Source organism: Rhizobium sp. Root708, assembly GCF_001429725.1.
Lineage (GTDB): Bacteria > Pseudomonadota > Alphaproteobacteria > Rhizobiales > Rhizobiaceae > Rhizobium.
In genome coordinates, this window is the sequence record NZ_LMHV01000044.1 from 316372 (window position 1) to 335095 (window position 18724).

General features: G+C 59.6%; 19 protein-coding genes and 1 pseudogene. 11 read left to right on the forward strand and 9 right to left on the reverse strand.

Annotated features, from left to right (window positions below):
• The first annotated feature begins 13 nt into the window (after positions 1 to 13).
• From ASE04_RS29680 to ASE04_RS29690, 3 genes are all read left to right on the forward strand, one after another.
• On the forward strand, positions 14 to 1093 hold the full coding sequence (locus ASE04_RS29680) for a glycosyltransferase family 4 protein (protein WP_056826397.1): 1080 nt from the start codon (positions 14 to 16) through the stop codon (positions 1091 to 1093).
• 132 nt (positions 1094 to 1225) lie between these two features.
• Positions 1226 to 2266 carry a glycosyltransferase family 2 protein gene (locus ASE04_RS29685; RefSeq protein ID WP_056826398.1) on the forward strand — a complete coding sequence of 347 codons (1041 nt, stop codon included), beginning with the start codon at positions 1226 to 1228 and terminating at the stop codon, positions 2264 to 2266.
• A 510-nt stretch (positions 2267 to 2776) separates the two neighbouring features.
• Entirely contained in the window at positions 2777 to 3343 is a 567-nt protein-coding gene (locus ASE04_RS29690; protein ID WP_156408926.1) for a hypothetical protein, read from the forward strand.
• Here the strand turns inward: ASE04_RS29690 and tnpC are convergent.
• The 3 genes and pseudogenes from tnpC to tnpA all read right to left on the reverse strand — a co-directional run bounded on the left by tnpC (position 3333) and on the right by tnpA (position 5744).
• A pseudogene (tnpC, locus tag ASE04_RS29695) lies at positions 3333 to 4930 on the reverse strand (IS66 family transposase). The gene ASE04_RS29690 and the pseudogene tnpC overlap by 11 nt on opposite strands.
• A 68-nt stretch (positions 4931 to 4998) precedes the next feature.
• Complete coding sequence (gene tnpB / locus ASE04_RS29700) at positions 4999 to 5352, reverse strand: IS66 family insertion sequence element accessory protein TnpB (RefSeq protein WP_056826402.1); 354 nt, start codon at positions 5350 to 5352, stop codon at positions 4999 to 5001.
• Positions 5349 to 5744, reverse strand: coding sequence for an IS66-like element accessory protein TnpA (gene tnpA, locus ASE04_RS29705; protein WP_056826404.1), 396 nt, complete (start codon positions 5742 to 5744; stop codon positions 5349 to 5351). Before tnpA ends, tnpB begins: the two co-directional genes overlap by 4 nt.
• Positions 5745 to 5954: 210 nt before the next feature.
• Here tnpA and ASE04_RS29710 point away from each other — a divergent pair, with 210 nt between their 5' ends.
• Complete coding sequence (locus tag ASE04_RS29710; RefSeq protein WP_056826477.1) at positions 5955 to 6254, forward strand: transcriptional repressor TraM; 300 nt, start codon at positions 5955 to 5957, stop codon at positions 6252 to 6254.
• Here ASE04_RS29710 and ASE04_RS29715 read toward each other — a convergent pair whose 3' ends face one another.
• The 5 genes from ASE04_RS29715 to traA all read right to left on the reverse strand — a co-directional run bounded on the left by ASE04_RS29715 (position 6255) and on the right by traA (position 13092).
• Positions 6255 to 6959 carry an autoinducer binding domain-containing protein gene (locus tag ASE04_RS29715; protein WP_056826407.1) on the reverse strand — a complete coding sequence of 235 codons (705 nt, stop codon included), beginning with the start codon at positions 6957 to 6959 and terminating at the stop codon, positions 6255 to 6257.
• Between the two features lie 173 nt (positions 6960 to 7132).
• A complete protein-coding gene (locus ASE04_RS29720; RefSeq protein ID WP_056826409.1) occupies positions 7133 to 7777 on the reverse strand; it encodes a TraH family protein in 645 nt (214 codons plus the stop codon).
• 14 nt (positions 7778 to 7791) lie between these two features.
• Positions 7792 to 8958, reverse strand: coding sequence for a conjugal transfer protein TraB (locus ASE04_RS29725; protein WP_056826412.1), 1167 nt, complete (start codon positions 8956 to 8958; stop codon positions 7792 to 7794).
• Positions 8948 to 9514 carry a conjugative transfer signal peptidase TraF gene (traF, locus tag ASE04_RS29730; RefSeq protein ID WP_056826414.1) on the reverse strand — a complete coding sequence of 189 codons (567 nt, stop codon included), beginning with the start codon at positions 9512 to 9514 and terminating at the stop codon, positions 8948 to 8950. Before traF ends, ASE04_RS29725 begins: the two co-directional genes overlap by 11 nt.
• On the reverse strand, positions 9511 to 13092 hold the full coding sequence (gene traA, locus ASE04_RS29735) for a Ti-type conjugative transfer relaxase TraA (protein ID WP_056826416.1): 3582 nt from the start codon (positions 13090 to 13092) through the stop codon (positions 9511 to 9513). The genes traF and traA overlap by 4 nt, the downstream gene beginning before the upstream one ends.
• A 266-nt stretch (positions 13093 to 13358) precedes the next feature.
• On the opposite strand from traA, the gene traC reads away from it, so the two are divergent.
• The 6 genes from traC to ASE04_RS31345 all read left to right on the forward strand — a co-directional run bounded on the left by traC (position 13359) and on the right by ASE04_RS31345 (position 17561).
• Positions 13359 to 13631 (forward strand): conjugal transfer protein TraC, encoded by a 273-nt coding sequence (traC, locus tag ASE04_RS29740; RefSeq protein ID WP_056826418.1) that lies wholly within the window; start codon positions 13359 to 13361, stop codon positions 13629 to 13631.
• A gap of 4 nt (positions 13632 to 13635) precedes the next feature.
• The gene (gene traD, locus ASE04_RS29745; protein ID WP_056826420.1) at positions 13636 to 13848 is read left to right on the forward strand and encodes a conjugal transfer protein TraD; all 213 of its coding nucleotides are present in this window, start codon (positions 13636 to 13638) and stop codon (positions 13846 to 13848) included.
• Positions 13838 to 15790, forward strand: a complete 1953-nt coding sequence (gene traG / locus ASE04_RS29750; protein ID WP_056826422.1) for a Ti-type conjugative transfer system protein TraG — start codon at positions 13838 to 13840, stop codon at positions 15788 to 15790. The genes traD and traG overlap by 11 nt, the downstream gene beginning before the upstream one ends.
• An 18-nt stretch (positions 15791 to 15808) precedes the next feature.
• A complete protein-coding gene (locus ASE04_RS29755; protein ID WP_056826424.1) occupies positions 15809 to 16006 on the forward strand; it encodes a hypothetical protein in 198 nt (65 codons plus the stop codon).
• Positions 16007 to 16213: 207 nt separating this feature from the next.
• Positions 16214 to 16522 (forward strand): WGR domain-containing protein, encoded by a 309-nt coding sequence (locus tag ASE04_RS29760; protein WP_056826479.1) that lies wholly within the window; start codon positions 16214 to 16216, stop codon positions 16520 to 16522.
• A 568-nt stretch (positions 16523 to 17090) separates the two neighbouring features.
• Positions 17091 to 17561, forward strand: a complete 471-nt coding sequence (locus ASE04_RS31345; RefSeq protein ID WP_210172106.1) for a hypothetical protein — start codon at positions 17091 to 17093, stop codon at positions 17559 to 17561.
• A 117-nt stretch (positions 17562 to 17678) separates the two neighbouring features.
• On the opposite strand, the gene ASE04_RS29770 is transcribed toward ASE04_RS31345, so the two are convergent.
• Positions 17679 to 17993, reverse strand: a complete 315-nt coding sequence (locus tag ASE04_RS29770; RefSeq protein ID WP_056826428.1) for a DUF736 domain-containing protein — start codon at positions 17991 to 17993, stop codon at positions 17679 to 17681.
• Positions 17994 to 18597: 604 nt separating this feature from the next.
• On the opposite strand from ASE04_RS29770, the gene ASE04_RS30545 reads away from it, so the two are divergent.
• A partial coding sequence (locus ASE04_RS30545; protein WP_082597227.1) for a transposase occupies positions 18598 to 18724 on the forward strand: 127 nt, incomplete at its 3' end.

The window sequence follows — 18724 nt, forward strand, 5'->3', positions numbered from 1 at the left end:
TGAGGGCTTGCAAATGCGCATTGTGCACATTCTCAATCATACTCGGCACCTCAACGGGCACGTTCATGCCATGGTTGATCTCGCCTGCGCTGAAGCGGCGATGGGGCATGAGATTTGCGTGGCAAGTGGAGGAGGCGACTTCGACGAACTTCTGCGGGAAAGGGGGATACGCACCGCCACGGTCGATCATGAAAGGTCGGTCTCGACGCTACTTCGAAGCGCAGTCGCCCTTCGGCGACTCTTGCGGGAGTTCAGACCGGCGATCGTCCACGCCCATATGATGACAAGTGCCGTCCTGGCGTTTCCGATCTGTCAACTTCTCGGAATTCCGTTAATCACCACCGTGCACAACGAATTTGAAAAGAGTGCGACCTTGATGGGGCTTGGGACGCGCGTAATAGCGGTCAGCGAAGCGGTCAATGCATCTATGCAAAGGCGAGGAATCTCCTCATCACGGATCGACACCGTGCTGAATGGCACGATCGGCTCGGCCCGACTGGAAGGCCGGATCGAGGTGCCGGCACGGCTACAGTCGCCAAGCATACTTTTCGTTGGCGGGTTGCACCCCCGAAAAGGGCTGCCTGATTTGCTGCATGCTTTTGACAGGATTTCTCAAAGGTGGGCCGATGCGCGGCTGTACGTTGTAGGCGACGGCCCACTGAGAGAAGAATATAAGACGATGGCGGCATCGTTATCCAGCGCCTCGTGCATCACATTTATCGGCCCATCGATGGACCCGTATCAGTACATGTTGGCCGCGGACGTTTTCGTCCTGCCATCCCACGCCGACCCGGCGCCGCTTGTGCTTTCCGAAGCGCGCGAGGCGGGATGTGCCATCATCGGCACTAATGTCGACGGTATCCCGCAATTACTGGAGGAAGGTGCGGCCGGTATTTTGGTCCCGCCGAACAACCCCGCCTCTCTTGCCGCAGCGCTGGACGAGCTGTTGGCCTTCCCGGAAAACATGCGTCACTGGAAAGCCAAAAGCCAGTACCGGATCGAAAACTTAAGAATTGATCGCGTTGCCCATGAGACTTTGGACGTCTACCGATCCGCGATGGCTATGAAGCAGCGCACGCGAGCGGCCGTCTAATGACCAATTTGGAGCCGACGAGGTAACGCACACTGAGCGTCGATCGTGATTTGGTGATTTCCGATATGTAGACGGAAGTCCCAGCGCGCCCTATGGTGTGCGGCGTGATATAAGAACAGCGGAGCGGAGACGATGTACTCGAGCACGCCACTGGTAAGCATTATAATCACCTGCTTCAATTACGCAGACTACATCAATCAATGCATCGAAAGTGCGCTGGCGCAAACCTATTCGGCGAAGGAAGTAATCGTTGTCGACGATGGTTCGGGAGACCAATCCTGGGACCGAATTTTGGAGTACGGTGATCTTGTCATATCGAAGCGAACGCATCACCAGGGATCGATAGGGTGCTGCTTCGCGGGCCTATCGCTGGCACGCGGCGACTTCGTGTATTTCCTTGATGCTGACGACGTTTTATTGCCTAATGCCCTGAACGAGCTCGCCCCCTACTTCCGCCCGGAGGTGTCAAAGATTCAGTTCATGCTGTCGCCAATCGATCGCGCGGGCACAGTCGTAGGGGAGCCATTTCCTAGGTTGCTCGCCTCTGAACACTCGCTTCCACTGATTCAATCGATCACTGAGCGCGGCTACTATAGCACACCACCAACCTCCGGAAATATTTACCGTCGCGACGTCTATGATGATCTCGGCGACTTGAGCTACGAGAAAGGAATTGACGGCGTCTCATATTTACTTGCTCCATTTTTGGGAAACGTCGTGTCGATCGAGAAGGCCTTGGGTCAATATCGAATGCATAATACGAACTTATCAGGTTTCTCAGCGCTGACCACTGAGCGCATGACCGGCGACGCCAAGCGCTTCACGGAACGACTGCGCCATTTGCAGGAGTTGATCGAGGCAAGAGGCGTTCAGCAATCAATCGAGATCCGAAGTGAGTACGCATACGTGCTTGAGATGAATTTGTTTGGAGCAGTAACTTCTGGTCAAAGACCCACTCCGGCGCTTGTACTGCGATATTTGAGGGCCGTATGGCGGGAAAATTCGGATTCCATCCGCCGTGCATCATACCTCGCTCTAGCGGCGGGATTGATGGTTTTGCCCGATGCTGGGCGCCGCAACCTCGTCCGTTTTAGAGTGGATCCTTCGCGAACCGGACATGTTCGGCGAGGTTTAAAGCGTATGCTATCTGCTGGTCGACAAGCGAGCTACTAGCCTGTCATGCCCAATACGTTGTGTGCACAATGTGATTAGAGAATTCTAGTAATTGCTGTAACCTACGCTTGCCTTGTCTCCTGGGACAGGTGTCACAAGGGAAGATCCGTGCTGTGCAGACCGCGGATCTTCCTTTTACCCGATGGTCAAGATTGGTGTTGGAGGTGTTGTCAAGCACTGATCCAACCGCCTCGTCCGGCTTCGTCGTATGGACGGGGACTGCCCGCTCAGCCGTTCCATTAAGAGCGATGTCACGGAAAGCATTCGCCATGCGATCGACGTGGTAAGGTTCCGGCTGCCGGGGCCGCGAAAGCAAGTGCCCTGGGCGCCAGAATTAAGATCAGGCCACCCAGTAACAAGGTAAGCGCTGTTGCGCTGGCACCTTGATTTTATGACGTCTGTGGTTTTGAGAGGCCGCGATACGGGATGGCAGGAATGGCCGCCAATTGCGGTCACCGGCAGCGCAGCGTAACGTGGCATTTTGATAGCCAGCAGAGTAGGTGCGTTTGGATGCATAGTTCGATCTTCAGAGCTTGTATGGCCCCCCTCTGCGTCCTGCTTTCCACCTGGCAAGCCCATGCAAAAATGCTGCCTTGGCAACAGGTCAAAGCCATGCCGTTTATTGTGCAAGATGGCTTAGAAATTGCGCGACAGGCTCGGGGAAAGGCACCGTCTTCTTTGTACGTTGTTTGCTCGCAGAACAAAGAATTGCATCTGATTTTATCGACGAGATTGCCAGGCCCGCGATGGGCGATAGAAAAAGGCCGCGACGACAATGTCTCGCTTTTTGTCGGTGGCATTGAGCAGCAATTGAAAGTGGTCATGGATTTGGTCGAGAAGGGGCAAGACCTCACATGGCTGGAATCCGCCGTATCGCGGGACGGTGAAGGTGAGCCGGATACGTTGGTCATAACACGAATAAAAGCCGATGAAATTAAGACAATCGGCTCTTGGTTCGGTGATACGCCACCCTTGAAGGTGTCCATCGTCGGCTATGCCGAAACGGGCGTCTTCATGGTAGGAGCAGTTGCGGGGCCAGCAATCGCCGAATTTAACGCCTCGTGTGTCACCGAGTAGAATTTGTTACAGCGTTTCTATCGGTTCGGGCAGATGTGTCCCACCGCCAATTCCAAGGCAGTAGCTCTTCGACCCGGCTCTGCTTATGACCATTCGCGATGGCGGTCAGAATGGTGGTCAGATAGGCCAACGGATCGACCGCATTGAGTTTGCACGTCTCGATGAGCGAGGCGATGGTCGCCCAGTTCTCCGCTCCCGCGTCATGTCCAGCAAAGAGGGCGTTCTTGCGATTGAGAGCTATCGGCCGGATGGTTCGCTCGACGCTGTTGTTGTCGATCTCGATACGGCCGTCGGTAAGGAAGAGCTTCAGGCCATCCCAGTATTTGGCGATGTAGGCCAAGGCCTCGCCGAGTGGGGACTTGGTCGCGACACGGGCACGGTGATGGGCAAGCCAGGTCTGCATGTCGGCGATCAGCGGCGCTGATCGTTCCTGTCTCCCGGCGAGGCGAGCCTCCGGATGAAGGCCTCGCAGTTCGGCCTCGATCCGATAAAGCTCTCCGATCCGTTTGACGCCGTCCTCGGCCATCGGTGCTATTCCGTTGCGGGTGATCTCGACCAACTTGCGACGGGCGTGTGCCCAACAATAGGCAAGCCGAATGTCCGGGCCAACGCGCTCTGGTGCGATCAGCCGTATCCGGCATAGCCATCGACCTGAAGGATGCCGGAGAAGCCCTGCAATATGCGTTCGGCATGAATGCCCCCTCGACCGGGAGCATAGGTGAAGGCGACGCCCGGCGGAGCGCCTCCGTTCCAAGGACGGTCATCCCGCGCAAGTGCCCAGAACTATGCGGTCTTGGTCTTGCGAGAACCGGGATCGAGAACTGGGGCACGGGTCTCGTCCATGAACAGTTTGGTCGAGCGCTTCAGGTCGGCAATCAGCGCATCGAACACGGGACGCAGTTCATAGGCTGCGCGTCCGACCCAATCGGCCAGCGTCGAACGGTCGAGGTCTATGCCCTGACGCTTGTAAATTTGCGCCTGGCGGTACAGCGGCAGGTGATCGGCATATTTAGAGACCAGCACATGAGCGACGGTCGCTTCCGTCGGCAGTCCTGCCTGGATCAGCCGCGATGGAGCCGGGGCCTGGACGACGCAGTCGGTGCAGGCACGGCACGCATATTTGGGGCGGCGGGTGACAATGACGCGGAACTGCGCCGGGACTACATCCAGCCGTTCGGAGACATCCTCGCCGATGCAATGCAGGCAACCGCCACAGGCGCAGATCAGGCTTGCTGGTTCGATGACCTCTTCCACACGGGGAAGATGCCTTGGAAGGGAGCCACGATTGGTCGCGCGGGGCTTGCTGATCCTGTTTCCAGGAGGACCGTCCGCCTCATCCTCGGCATGGATGGCAGCCATCGCCATTTCGAGGTCTTCCAGTGCCAGATCGAATTGGTCGGGATCGGCCTTCTCGGACTTTCTCCCGAAGGCTGCCTGCTTGAAGGCCGCAACCAGCTTCTCAAGCCGTTCGATCCGCTCATCCTTGCGAGCAATCTGGGCATCTTTGCCTGCCTCGCGCGCCTGGGCCGCGATCAGCATCGCCTTCAGGGCGGCAACATCATCAGGAAGGTCGGCGGTATCAAGCATGGCCAAACCTACCAAATCCCGCGCCGATTTGCCTTCGGAATTAGTCGTCCTGAGTCATCGTGCCGCAGCTATCCGATGGTCTCCGGCGCTCTCGCTTTGACGGCATGAACCCGCCGCCAATCGAGGCCCGCAAACAGGGCTTCGAACTGGGCGTGGGTCAGCGTCATCAAGCCATCCTTGATGCCGGGCCAGGTGAAGGTGTGCTCTTCCAACCGCTTGTAGGCCAGCACAATCCCGCTGCCATCCCAGTAGATCAGCTTCAACCGGTCCGCCTTGCGCGACCGGAGCACGAAGACTGTTCCGGTAAACGGGTCCTTGTGCAGCTCGTTCTTCACCAGCGCCGCCAATCCATCATGCCCCTTGCGGAAGTCGACTGGTTTGGTCGCCACCATGATCCGCACGCGGTTCGATGGAAAGATCATGTCCCCGCCGCCAAGGCACGCGCGATGGCGGCGATTCGGGCAGCGGACGCACCTTCCTCAAGACGGATCGTGACCGGACCGACGACAATCTCGGCGCGGGAGACTGCTTTGGCAGTCGGCGGCTCTGGCTCCGGCGCTGGCATCTTGACAACCATGGCCGCGAATTCGACTGCGTCCTCCGGCTCGGGCAAAACCAGCTTGCCCTGCCGCGCCAGCGTGCGCCAGGACGACAGGTGGTTGGCCTTCAGACCGTGGCGTTCCGCGACTTCGTTCACCGTCACGCCGGGTCGCAAGCTCTCCGAAACGATCCGCGCCTTGACCTCGTCCGACCATTGGCGATGCGTCTCACGCCGCCCACGACGTGTCGTGAGAACCTCCAGTGTAGTGTCCATGGAGAAACTCCTTCGCTCGTCCATGGAATGTCGATCACAGATCAGGTGCCGGAGGGCAACGTGGAGGCACAACACCGGTTACGTAACAAGTGGAAATATCACCAGCCAATCGCTAGAACTCTAACGACAGTGCAAACTGTGTTGCTCGATCCTCACACGAGCCAACTGTTGGCGTACAACGCAGTTGATAAGCGGACGTTTGGAGAAGTTATGGGTCACGAGAGAGATGGGATTATAGCGGACATCGACCTAAGACCGATTGTTGGACTACTCTCAAACGAATCCGAGCAAGTTATCGAGATCCTGACGGTAGGCGCGATAAAGAAGCACCGTACACTTGTCGACCGCGCAGAGCGACTGTTCCAAAACACACGAGCGGGTGGCCGGGACGACGCTAAAGAGCCAAGTGAGGCTTACTTAGCCTATCTCGATGCTACGATCGAAATGCACGCGCAGATGTCGGTTCTCACAGCGCTTCTCAACATCCTGGGCCGAACACCGAAGGTTTGATCAAATCACGCCCCGCCGTATCGCCAGAGCCACGAGCTGCGTGTTGTTGCAAAGGTCATAGCGCCTCCGGGCCTCGGCGAGTGCGATACGGACGGTGTTATATTTAACCTGCTCAATTTCGGCCGCGTCTTCCACCGTTTTGCCGAGTGAAAGCCATCGAGTGTAGGTCGCCTCCTTTGGAGAGAGATAAAACGGTTCGTGAATCGAGGGAATTACGTTCAGTTGTTCGATGCGGGCATGCAATTGCCCAACGGCAGAGGAAGCGGCGATCGGATCGATTTCGTCCCGCGCACTCAAAACGACTTTCGGTGAGACGAAGCTGAGTACCGAAATCGCACCATTGGAAATCGCAATCGGAATGGTGACGCCTGAACGGATGCCGAAGTGTGATGCCGTTTCAAAAAAAGTCTGGTCTTCCTCCGACAGAGTCTCCTTGTCTTGCGTCCCTGACCATACAAAGGCGCGGCGGTTTTGTTGGGCTCGCTTCATGATTGGATTTCGCCGATCCAGGTCCAACCTTCGGCTACATTCTAGCCAATCGGGCTGCAGGTTCGAGATCACGTGAACGACCCCCGGCAATAGCTTGGCATAGTCGTAGCCTGTAAAATCGAACTGTTCAGCCAAATCCGCCAGGGCGGCTTTCAGCGTTACGTCGTCATGCGCGATAGCGCTGATTTCTAAAAGCCCGGCGACAAGGTGGTTCATTCAAATCCCCTCCATCCAGTGCTGCTTCTCTGTCCCGGAGCGATTCATGACGACAAAAGCGGACCGCGACCCTGCTTCTCTGAGCTCTTCAGACAGCGTAGTCGAGCGTCACGCACATACAATAACTCAGCCGTAGGTTGATTAAAAGCGAGTGCAACCTCTCGGGTTTCGCCCTAGCGGTGACCCAGCTGCAGCGCCTCGTAATTATGTCCGCCGATCCTCGAAAGATCGATCCTCATTCCTGCCTCCGTAGCCTTATCCGGCTCGGCTGCTTGCGAGGCAACTTGTCTCTCCTTAGGAGGGACCACCGGATCCGTACTTTCGGCAGCCTTTTCCGAGCGTGTCTCAAAGAAAGTCGGGCCACCGGGATCGTTGGCTCGGAACACGTTGTCGCCTTCGAAGGTTCCTGTCTTCCAAGCGTAGATCGCATCATCGACCAACTGCGGAAGGAGCTCACTGTTCGTGGGACGGCCATACCATTTGGTGACGATGCGGGCGACCTTTGCGAATATGCCTGTCCCCGTTCGCAAGTTCGCGCAAGCGTCGAACATGTCTGGCTGAAGCTGTGACGGCTCGCCAAGGCCAACGCCCGCCGGAAACTGTGTGATGCCGACGCGAACGATGGCATGACCGACATACTCCATGACGACACCCATCGCCTCGTCGGGCAAGCGAGGCTTGGGAATGAGAACAAGCCGACCATCAGCCTTCACGGTTACGGCCAGTGGATCGTCAGAACCGACGGCCGCAACGAACTGTTCGACGATAGCGGGGGCAAGGCTTGGGTCGGCGCATTTAGCGATAAGGGCGGCGTCCATGGTCTTTCTCCAGATCAGGTGTTGAAGGACATCACGAGAGGTTTGCCGAACAGCCGAGCCCAAGCCTCTGTGCTGGCGTTCTGAATGGCGCCGATGGATGTCCCTTTGGTCCACCAGTCATTTCCGACCGCGATCATCAGATCTGGATCATGGAGCATCGACTGCAGGACGGGCCAGATGATCAGTTGCTCGTAGCAAATGAGCGGAGCCACGCGCTGGCCGCCAACTGAGACAATCGGATTTGCGAAGACATCAGCACGGGCGCCGCCGCTCTTTCCAATCAGTGGCAGCCACGGCCGCCACATCGAACCAGGCACCGGCATGCGTTCCCGATAGAGGATCTCACTTTCGGTGGCCGAGATTCGGACCAGGACATTATCGTATCCCTGCGCATCGACCACAGCTGCGCCGGCGATGACGCTCAGATCGCCACCGGCGAGCTGCTGCCGCCACAAGCGCTCCACAGACGGCGTCCAAAACCCAAGAGCACTTTCAGGCAAGAGCATGGTGGTGACGTCGGGCCGGCGCTGTAGGCGCAGCGTTGTAACAAGGTCACTATGGCGAGCAAGACTTGTATCGCGACCCAGACTATTACCGAGCTGCAGGTCGACGCCCTGCCACCCACGCCCTATGTCGGGAGTGGTCCAGAATGCGGCGGACCAGAGCCAGAAACCTACGAGGGTGATGGCTGCAGCCGGTCTATATCGCGTCGTCATGATCGCGAGACCGGCTGTCACTGCCGCAAGCCCTGACCATCCCCACCCTGGAAAAAGAACGCCTGCCGCAGTGACCGGATGGGCCCAGCCGACAATGCCGAATGGCGGAAGGGCCATGAGGACCATCGCGATCGTATATCGCAGGGCTTTCCCGGCGCCGGATCGACGCGACCACAGGGCGACATGAACGAACACGAAGCCGCTTGAGGCGACAAGCCACAGTATCAGTCCCGGCCAGATGTCCGATTGATAGAAGGCAGCCACGCCCTGCGGAAGACCACGCGACGCCGCCAGAAAATAGGCAGCGGAAACCGCACTTGCAGTCCGACGGTTGCGTGCCAGTGACCAGAACGCTGGAAACGCGATTGCTACCGGAAGCGCCAATGCGTGTCCGCTCCAGGCTATGTAGCCAACCGTGGCAGAAGCCAGCGTGAGGGCAAGTGGCTTGATCCAGTCAGGGCGCACAGGTCAGCACCTGTTTTGCAAAACCAAGGACACCGGACGCGGGGACCGGCCCGAAGTATCGCGAGTCCCAGGACCCGGGAAACGGCGAGAGAAGGAACAGGAAATCGGCTGGAACCGTCCCTCCCGCATACGGGCGCAAGGGCCGCCCGGTTCCGTCCCGAGCCACGAGGTTGGAGCTTTCGATCGGCCGCCCATCGATCGTGACGTCGCCGGCAACATCAATCCGCTGACCGGCAATCGCCGCCACGGTCTTAATGAGCGGACCAAACCCGCCCGGGCATAGGCCCGCGCGAAGGTAGCCTCTCGCAAATCCCTCAAAGACAGCTTCGGTCTCAGGCGGGCAAACGAACAGCATGTCGCCGACGTGAACCGGGCGATCGAGGCGTGCGATACGCCATAGACCAAGCGGCTCGCTGGGCGTTGTGTTGATCCGCAGGCCACCGACGGCGCCGCCAGCAATCAGTGCAAGGGCAACGCCGAATGAGGCAGCGATCAGGGCGAGGGCAGGGCGCCTTTGGCGCGCTATGGCAGGGGTGGTTTTTTCGTGAGACGTCATTTCAGCGACAACCCTTTCGTCTGGGTTTGGCGCATGGTTTCCGCCTGTTTAAGCGCCACAGCCGTTCGCTCATGCGCAGCCACTTGCTGAACAGTCCGGATCGTGTCCCAGGCCGACCGCAGCTCTTGTTTCTGCGCCGGCTGCATATCCGCGGATGCTGCGTCGAACGACCTGCCGTCCGCTGTCTTTGCCGCGAGCGGAAGGAAGGTTCTTTCCCCGAAGCGCTCCGACACAGCCTTGGCAAAACCTTCGAGCTCGGCCTTCACGATCTTGTCCGACAGAGCGAACTCGAGACCAGCGGGGATATCGTTTCGATCGATCGCATCGCGCACGCGCTCGAGCACCTGCTTTGCGGATGCGGAAAGGGCAGGGATATCGAGCGAGAGCTTGGTGCGGACCGCGCGTTGCTCGTCCTCATATCGGCTCGCCGCCTCAACGCGTTGCGCGATGAAACCCTGCAGATCGCGGGCAAGGGCCGGCACGTTGAGGATTGCTGTACCGCGCGCCTGCCTCTCGGCGCTGCCCGCAAACAGGCCAGTCTTCCCCTTCAGCGCGCCAAAGCTTTCCGGCCGCTCGGCAATCCGCATAAGCGTAGTTGCGGCAACCGTCCCATCCGTCAGCATAGCGTCGACATTGACCGCCTTGAAGGCGGCCTGCGGATCCGCAAAGACATAATGGAAGCGAGCAGAGACCTCCGACCAGCTGCCCTTCAGGCCGGGGTCGGCCGAGAGCCTGTCTTCGACCGCCTGAGCGATCGATCTGGGGAAGGTCGTCGTACCTGAGACCATGGGTTTTACCTCCTTGATTGCAGATGTTGTCGATGCGGTCGACTTCGCTCCGACAAGGCCGAGCTTTGTCGCAATGGCGGCAAGGCGCGCACCAATCTCGGCGAGTTTCGACGATTGACGGACGGTCCATTGGAGCCGGTCGACGGCGACGGTGCGGGCGACATTCATGAGATGGAAGCCACGTGCCTGGGCAAATTGAAGCGCCGCGCGATAATGCGAAGCGTCCTGGTAATCCAGCGTCGTTTCCTTCGCTCCAGAGCGTGAAAGGCGCTCATGAAGGCGGGCCATCGCCAGCTCCTCGATCGGCACGACCTTCCAGGAATTCCGGTCGACCTCCTTGCCATCGGGAAGTCTGACGCGCTGCGATCCGACGTGTTTCAAGCCAATCCGATCACCGATCTCGGCTTTCGATTCATTCATCGCCCGGGAGAGGTCGACACCCCAGACGGTGCCCTCCTGGCCATCGGAATAACCGAGCGTCACGTAATAGCTGTCCCGGTTGCCCGGCTTGTGTCCGTAGGGTGCTTCGCCATGGGCGAGAAGCACGCCGCCACGCCGTTGCGCGAACTCTTCCAGGCCGACATAGAGCTCGGCTGTCTCGCGATGGCGGGTCATGGCGACATAGGAGAGGTGTCGGTCCAGCGTGCTCGATGCCAACACCTTGACGCGATCGACGGTGGCGCCCTGGCTCTTGTGGACCGTGGTGGCGTAGCCATGATCGACATTGGCGTAGAAGCGTTGTTCTACCACGACGTGACGCCGCTCTTCACCATTGCCGATCTCGGCCACGATCTGTCCTGGCTGCGCCTCGACCACACGCGCCAACATGCCATTCTTGACGCCGAGCGATCCCTCATTCTTCAGGAAGACAATCTGATCGCCAGCCGCAAACTGCCTCGTCCCATCTTCCGTCTTGAACGCATGGCCGACCTCGATCACGCCTCGCTCGACCAGTTTGCCGCGCGCCATCTCGTTCAACACCCGCACATCGACACGGCGATGGGCGAGGATCAGGGTTGCCTTGGCCGGATCGTGTTCGCGGTGCCAATCGGCGATCAGGGAGGTAATCGCCTCGTCCTTAGTCCAGGCGGTCCGCACCATATCGTGATACGCATAAGCGTCGAGCGCAGCCGAGACGTTTCCTCGCGCCAGATCGAGCGAGGCATCGCGCATCCATTGCTCGCGCTGGCGGTAGATCGTCCCCAGTTCCGCATAGCCGATCCGCTCGGCAATCGCGCGGAAGGCAGCACCGGCCCCTATCGGCTGAAGCTGCTCGGGATCGCCGACCAGTACGAGCTTCGCACCTGATGTCGTGACCGCTTCGACGAAGCGTGCCATCTGCCGGGACGAGACCATGCCCGCCTCGTCGAGAACGAAGACGGTCTTGTCATCGAGCCGGTCTCGCTGCTGATCCCATCGCAGCTCCCAGGCGGAGAGCGTGCGGGAGGCAATGCCCGCTTCCTTCTCCAGCCCCTCGGCCGCCTTGCCCGCGAGCGCGCCGCCGACGACGCGATGTCCGGCCGCTTCCCAGGCTTCGCGCGCCGCCTTCATCATCGTCGTCTTGCCAGCGCCCGCGCGGCCGATCACGGCAGCGATCCGCTCCGAACCAGTGACAAGTTCGATCGCGGTTTTCTGCTCATCCGACAGGCGGTCATCGCGAGAGAATACGCGGTTCAGGACCGCTGGCTTGATGGCGTGAGAGGATCGCTGCGACAACCAGATCGCCTGATTGGCCATCTGAGATTCAACGCGGATCAGCTCCCGTGTCGTGTACTTCGCCGCTGCCCTGACGCCGGTGGCGAGATCCATGCGCTCAAGGTCGAGCCGCAGCGTTTGTGGGCTCTGCAGGATCCGCGCCATCAGGTTCTGGAAGAGGCTCGCATCGTCGATGTAGCGATAGAGGATTTTGGCGACATCGCGTTCCTCGAAGACGCTTTTCTCGCGGGTGATGAGGTCGAGCACGATCTCCGGATCGCGCTGGATCCGCCGGGCATTCTCCGTGCGGCGTTCCTCCTGCAGCTCCAGCCGCTCAAGCGAGACCTTCTCTTCCCCGGCGTCGCCTTTCCGTTCGATCGCCTTCGTCCCGACGCCGAGATGGAGGGTCGGCGTCAACTCGATCCCTTGCTTCTCAAATGACCGTCCATCGATACGAATATCGAGACCCGCCAGCGCCAGATGCTGGTTCTGGATCGCAAACCATCCGTCGCGGAACGCGTTGAAGTCCTCGGCTCCGCCGGCCCATAGTTCGTAGACTTTTCTGCCGGCATCATTACGAACAGGATTGCCGTCAGCTCCTAAGACCGCGACCTTCTTGGCGCCAAAGCCGTCCCCGGTCAGTGGCCGCAAAGTGGTCATCAGATGGATGTGCGGATTGCCAGGGGAATCGTGAAAGACCCAGTCGGCCACCATGCCCTTGGCGGTGATGTGCCGCTCGACGAAGTCGCGGACGAGGGCGATGTTTTGATCTGCGGTGAGCTCGATCGGAAGGGCAATTGTCACATCCTTGGCAAGCTGCGCATCGCTGCGCTTTTCGAATGTCTCAACCTTGTTCCAGAAGGCTTCCGAGGCGCCGGAGACCGAACGATCGGCGATCATTTCCTGCAACCATTCCGGTGCGCCCTCTGGAATGACGAACTCCTCACGCAGCAGCCCCTGCTTACTGGAGTAGTCGATCGTGCGGGCTTCCCGCTCGAACTCCATCTTGGCGCAATGCCGGTAGGCCGCCGACAGCACGGCGCTGCGGCCGGAGCCGCGAGCAACGATGCTGACTGAGAAATGCGGGACGGCCAAGACGAGAACGAGCTCCTAAGATCGAACGAAATCAAACTGTTCGTCGGGAGCAGAGGGCTCATCCCACCCCATTGGCAGGGCCTAGAAGCAAAGCGTCGCGTCAGCGACGTATAATTGCGCCCTTCGGATCCGCTCCTTCGGAACGGCGGGATCATTCGCCGAAAGCTGGCGCTTTGGCGAGGTGCAACGTTGCACCTTTCCATAGGGAGAAAATTCGGGGCAAGGTTTGGTTTCATCGGACTGAATGTAACGAGGAAGCGACGCCCATGAAGAAGCCAACCGCCAAAATCCGGGAAGAGATTGCTCGCTTGCAGGAGCAACTCAAGCAGGCCGAAACCCGTGATGCCGAGCGCATCGGGCGCATTGCGTTACGTGCGGGGATCGGGGAGATCGAGATCGAAGAGGCTGATCTTCTGTCGGCGTTCGAAGAGGTCGCCGGCCGGTTTCGCGGAGGGACGAAACCGACCCAGGGACGCAAGCCTGCGGCCATGCCGCCGAACGGCGCTGGCGAGGCTGCGGGCCAATCTGCTGAGGCTTGAACGGATGCAGAAGATGACGGCAACCGAGGCCCGAAAAAAAGACGCGCGGGAGAAGATCGAGCTTGGCGGCCTGATCGTCAAGGCGGGCCTGCGTTTCGAGAAACGTGCGCTGCTGCTGGGGCTGCTGATCGATGCCTCCCAGCGGATTAAGGCTGACGAGGCGGAGCGAACCCGCCTGAGTGAACTCGGTGCGAAGGCGTTTTCCGATGACGCCTGAGAAGATTCTGGTCGCGAGCATTCCGGCCGTTGCCATGATCACCGTTTGTTTGATGCTCCCCGGCATCGAACGGTGGCTCTCGGCGTTCGGGACGACCGATCAGGCAAAGCCGATGCTCGGGCGGACAGGGCTGGCATTGCCCTTTGCGCTCGCCGGGGCCTGCGGGCTGATGTTTCTGTTTGGAACGAGGGGATCGATCAACGTCAAGGCGTCTGGTTGGAGCGTCGCCGTAGGTGGCCTCGGCGTGATCGTCGTCGCAGCGACCAGGGAGGGATCGCGCCTGCTGGCGTTTTCCGGCCAGGTCCCCGCGGGAAGGACCCTTGTGTCCTATGCCGATCCTTCGACCCTCGCAGGAGCGGGAACCGCGCTGCTCGTGACGCTCGTCGCGCTGCGCGTTGCGAGGATAGGCAATGCGGCGTTCTCGCGAAGAGAGCCGAGACGCATCAGGGGAAAACGCGCCCTGCACGGGGAGGCCGACTGGATGACGATGCAAGATGCCACAAAGCTCTTTCCGGAAACAGGCGGCATCGTCATCGGCGAGTGTTATCGTGTCGACCGGGACGATCCAGCGGCGACGTCGTTTCGCCCGGGCGAGCCGACGACTTGGGGCAAGGGTGGCACCGCGCCACTCTTGTGTTTCGACGGCTCGTTCGGCTCGTCGCACGGGATCGTGTTCGCTGGCTCAGGTGGTTTCAAGACGACCTCCGTGACGGTCCCGACTGCTCTCAAATGGGGCGGCTCTCTGATCGTGCTCGATCCATCCAATGAGGTCGCGCCGATGGTGATGGAGCATCGGCAAACGGCAGGCCGGCGTGTCATCGCCCTCGATCCGAAAGACGCGAATTCTGGCTTCAACGCGCTCGACTGGATCGGTCGCCACGGCGGCACCAAGGAAGAAGATATCGCGGCCGTCGCGTCATGGATCATGAGCGATAGCGGTCGTGCGGCCGGTGTCCGAGATGACTTTTTTCGCGTGTCCGGTCTGCAGCTTCTGATCGCGATGATTGCAGACGTATGCCTGTCGGGACATACGGACGCGAAGCACCAGACATTGCGTCAGGTTCGCTCCAATCTTTCAGAGCCGGAGCCAAAACTCCGCGCACGCCTGCGAGAAATCTACGACAACTCCGCTTCCGAGTTCGTGAAGGAAAATGTCGCGGCCTTCGTCAACATGACGCCAGAGACGTTTTCTGGCGTCTACGCCAACGTGGTCAAGGAAACGCATTGGCTAAGCTACGCGAACTACGGCGCCTTGGTCTCTGGTTCCAGCTTCTCCACCGAGGCGCTAGGCGATGGTGAAACCGACATCTTCATCAACATCGACCTCAAGACTTTGGAAACCCACGCTGGTCTGGCGCGGGTCATCATCGGTGCCTTCCTTAACGCGATTTATAATCGCGACGGGGCGATCAAGGGCGGGGCACTGTTTCTCCTCGATGAGGTCGCAAGACTCGGCTACATGCGGGTGCTGGAGACGGCACGCGACGCCGGCCGGAAATACGGCATCACGCTGACGATGATCTATCAGTCGATCGGCCAGCTGCGGGAAACATACGGCGGTCGCGACGCGTCCAGCAAGTGGTTCGAAAGCGCCAGTTGGATTTCATTTGCGGCCATCAACGATCCTGAAACCGCCGACTACATATCGCGCCGATGTGGCACGACAACGGTCGAGATTGACCAGGTCAGCCGCAGTTTCCAATCGCGCGGATCATCGCGGACGCGCTCGAAGCAGCTCGCCTCCAGGCAGCTGATCCAGCCGCACGAGGTCCTGCGCATGCGTGCTGACGAGCAGATCGTCTTCACCGCCGGCAATGCGCCTTTGCGATGCGGACGCGCGATCTGGTTCCGCCGACCGGACATGACGTCGTGCGTCGGTGAGAACAGGTTTCAACGGCGGGTTGAGCCTGCCGAAGTACCCGCGTCGCGCGAACCGAACTAAACGTGGGAGGATCCATCGATGCGATATTGGGAAGCGTGTGAGGCACAGGTGCCGGCTGAAGACGCGATCGAGGAATGCCGCATCCACAAAGTGAGAGCCACCGTCCGAGAAGATGACAAGGCATTGGTCGATGATGCCACCGGCGAGGTCATCGCGCATGCAGACGGGGAGAGGGAATATTATGGCGCGGATATCCTCGGCTATCTCGGATACTGATCAATGCCTCCGCGCCGCGAGAAGATCGTGACCCGAATGGGCGGAGACCGTTTACGGGCTTCGTTCGCCGTGGCGAATAGAGCAGTACGCCGAAGGCGGATCGCCCACGACCTGACGTTTCGAACGCTTCACCAGATTGCATCGATTACGCAGAACCGATTCATATTTGTCGTTGGACCGAGGACTCCGCACGCGCGATTCTCGGTCATGATCTCTCAGCCCTACCAACTCTATGTTGAACGCACGGACCACGCCAAGAACATGGCTCGCTACTATTCGATGTCGATCGACGCCAACCTGTTCGGTGAACCTAGCCTGACCCGTCGATGGGGAAGGATCGGCAGCAAGGGCCAGACCTTGATCCACCATTTCGAGCGGGAGCAGGATGCGGTTTGCCTCTTCCTGGAACTGACCCGGCAAAAGCGCGCGCGAGACTATCGAACGAGGTCGGCCATAACCCGGGAATCTGGTAGATGCGCTCCATCGACCGTCATCGAGCTTGGGACAATCCGATAAAATCAATTCTGAAAAGCGCGTATCGCCGCTGTTCTGCTAGGGGCTATCTCGCCTGTTTCCTACGTTGAAGTCGTGCAATCCGCTCAAACCGTGAGATACCCCAAATGTGCATCCGGTGTGTGTTACAACTGTGTTGCCGACGGTGATACGCTATGGATAAACGGCCAGAAGGTGCGGGTTGCGAAATCGACACCCCGGAAATTAGCACGCCGGAAGCGCGTCGGAACTGGCACTTGGCACTAAGGCAACAGAACGGTTGATCGAACTCGTCAATGAGGGGCCATTCCAACTCCGGGCTTGGCCAGGCAGTAATACGGATGGTTACGGCCGCAAGCTCCGGGTTCTCGCCCGAGACGGACGAAGCCTCGGCGATAGGCTGGTTGAGGAGGGCTTGGCGCGGACCTGGTGGGGTCGGCGAGAACCCTGGTGCTGACGAACCGGCCCGCCGAAGCGGGCAAGATCCTCTTTTTGGGGCGCCTCAGTGGCGCTGGTTCCGAAGTTAACCTCGATGTCTATGAAGAAAGGGATCTTGATAGCGTCTTCAGACCGAGCTTTCCTTCCGGAAGAATTGACCGATGACCTTGCCGATAGTGCGCAGACGGTGGCCGGCGAAATGGGGTCACAGGAGAACCGCGAGAGTCGGCCATGGCGCATCGCTATCGGTTGCCTCTCAGTAAGGAGGTTTCCGATCGAAAGTCTCGTTCTGCAGGGCGACGGCCGCCGCAAGCTCCGCCTGTACGACATCCAGCTCTGTCCGGATCTGGCGGCGCTCGCCGACGTCGCACGCGTTACGAAGCTCGGCTCGCAGTTCCTCGATTTGGACTTCAATGTCGTAGGTCATCGTCTGATCTCCTTGAGTGTGAAAGACGATGTCAGCGGCCGGGAGGGGATGGCGGGGTCAGGGATCGCGCAAGCGACCGGCAGGGCCGGGGAGTGGGGGAGCCGATTTTCGGAGGGCGCCGCAGGTGGCTGGAGAAAATTGGGGGAACCGCTCATCCTTGAGGCCGGCATGCGCGAGCGGCAAACTCCCGGTTTCTGAGCAGCTATTCCTCCCTCTCGTGTGCCACCAAGAAAGCCGGACCAGGCTCGAAGCCTGATCCGGCTTTAAATCTTCGGAGAGCTTATGGCCCCGCCCTTTCGGGCGGGGCTTGGCTCCTCAGTCCCGGTTCGGGCGCGACCAGATCAGCTGGAGTTCCGTTTCGCCTTCGACTTCCGTCAGCGTTGCGTAGATGGAAGCCGGGAAGCTCGGGTCATCGAGCTTGACCGAGAGATAATCGCGGCCCGTCTGCTCCGAGTGCTTCTGCCAGGCGGCGCCGACCTCAACGGCTCCCGCTGCGTAGATCCGGAAGTGTGGGCCCTTTTCGGAGGGGTTTTCGACGCGGACGATGCGAGCCTTGGCGTTAAGATTGAGTGTCTTGACGGTGCCGGTGAAGCCGTTCTCGGTGGAGGTGAAGGTGCCGATGGTAGCCATTGTCGTATTCCTTTCGCTGTTTCGGGCCGCTCCATTGCGGCCTCGATGGCAGTCGCAAAGGCCGGGGACGATCGGACCGCACCCCCCGGGGTCCCCATTGCGCCTGCGCAATGGGGTGGGCCTTAGGGCCGGAACATCGTGAAGGGCGGCGCGGAGAGGCTTTCTTGTTTCGCGAGGAATGACGGCGACCTGGGGTCCCCGCTCGACTTACCGAGTGGGGTGGGTTCCGGCAGGGGATGAAAGTTTTGAAGCGCCGTTGCGGGAATACGAGCGAGGCGTAGCCGCTCTCCGGCCAGACATGCCTCATCGAGCCCGCGGATGGAGCCCTGTCGGCAAGGGAAATGGATATGGCAATGGCGGTCCGAACCGGGAAACATAGTGAACGGCCACAGCTGGTCAGCAATATGAAATGGCTACGGCAAAGACATGCACCTTGCCTCGCAGAACATCCGACCAAGGTCCGCTTGCGAGAGAAACTCGCCGCGAGAGAGTTGCCCCGTGAGCCGTTGCCTTGAGGATTATATGGCAAAGTGAATAGCCCCTAGATGAATAGCCCCTAGATTTGTAGACGCCTTCTCCCCTAAACTTGAGGCAGGAGGCCTATATGGGCAAAGGCAATTTCACAGAAGAGTTCAAACGTGACGCGGTGCGTCAGATCACTGAGCGGGGCTATCCGGTAGCGGAGGTCTCGCAGCGGCTGGGGGTCAGCCCGCATTCGCTCTACGAGTGGA

Bases quoted from the DNA above. Each gene is read 5' to 3' on its own strand.
- traD (WP_056826420.1), top strand. From the start codon at position 13,636: ATGCAGAAGATGACGGCAACCGAGGCCCGAAAAAAAGACGCGCGGGAG.
- ASE04_RS29680 (WP_056826397.1), top strand. From the start codon at position 14: ATGCGCATTGTGCACATTCTCAATCATACTCGGCACCTCAACGGGCAC.
- tnpB (WP_056826402.1), bottom strand. From the start codon at position 5,352: ATGATCTTTCCATCGAACCGCGTGCGGATCATGGTGGCGACCAAACCA.
- ASE04_RS29685 (WP_056826398.1), top strand. From the start codon at position 1,226: ATGTACTCGAGCACGCCACTGGTAAGCATTATAATCACCTGCTTCAAT.
- ASE04_RS29715 (WP_056826407.1), bottom strand. From the start codon at position 6,959: ATGAACCACCTTGTCGCCGGGCTTTTAGAAATCAGCGCTATCGCGCAT.
- ASE04_RS29720 (WP_056826409.1), bottom strand. From the start codon at position 7,777: ATGGACGCCGCCCTTATCGCTAAATGCGCCGACCCAAGCCTTGCCCCC.
- ASE04_RS29760 (WP_056826479.1), top strand. From the start codon at position 16,214: ATGATCTCTCAGCCCTACCAACTCTATGTTGAACGCACGGACCACGCC.
- ASE04_RS29710 (WP_056826477.1), top strand. From the start codon at position 5,955: ATGGGTCACGAGAGAGATGGGATTATAGCGGACATCGACCTAAGACCG.
- traC (WP_056826418.1), top strand. From the start codon at position 13,359: ATGAAGAAGCCAACCGCCAAAATCCGGGAAGAGATTGCTCGCTTGCAG.
- traG (WP_056826422.1), top strand. From the start codon at position 13,838: ATGACGCCTGAGAAGATTCTGGTCGCGAGCATTCCGGCCGTTGCCATG.
- traF (WP_056826414.1), bottom strand. From the start codon at position 9,514: ATGACGTCTCACGAAAAAACCACCCCTGCCATAGCGCGCCAAAGGCGC.
- ASE04_RS29755 (WP_056826424.1), top strand. From the start codon at position 15,809: ATGCGATATTGGGAAGCGTGTGAGGCACAGGTGCCGGCTGAAGACGCG.
- tnpA (WP_056826404.1), bottom strand. From the start codon at position 5,744: ATGGACACTACACTGGAGGTTCTCACGACACGTCGTGGGCGGCGTGAG.
- ASE04_RS29770 (WP_056826428.1), bottom strand. From the start codon at position 17,993: ATGGCTACCATCGGCACCTTCACCTCCACCGAGAACGGCTTCACCGGC.
- ASE04_RS29690 (WP_156408926.1), top strand. From the start codon at position 2,777: ATGCATAGTTCGATCTTCAGAGCTTGTATGGCCCCCCTCTGCGTCCTG.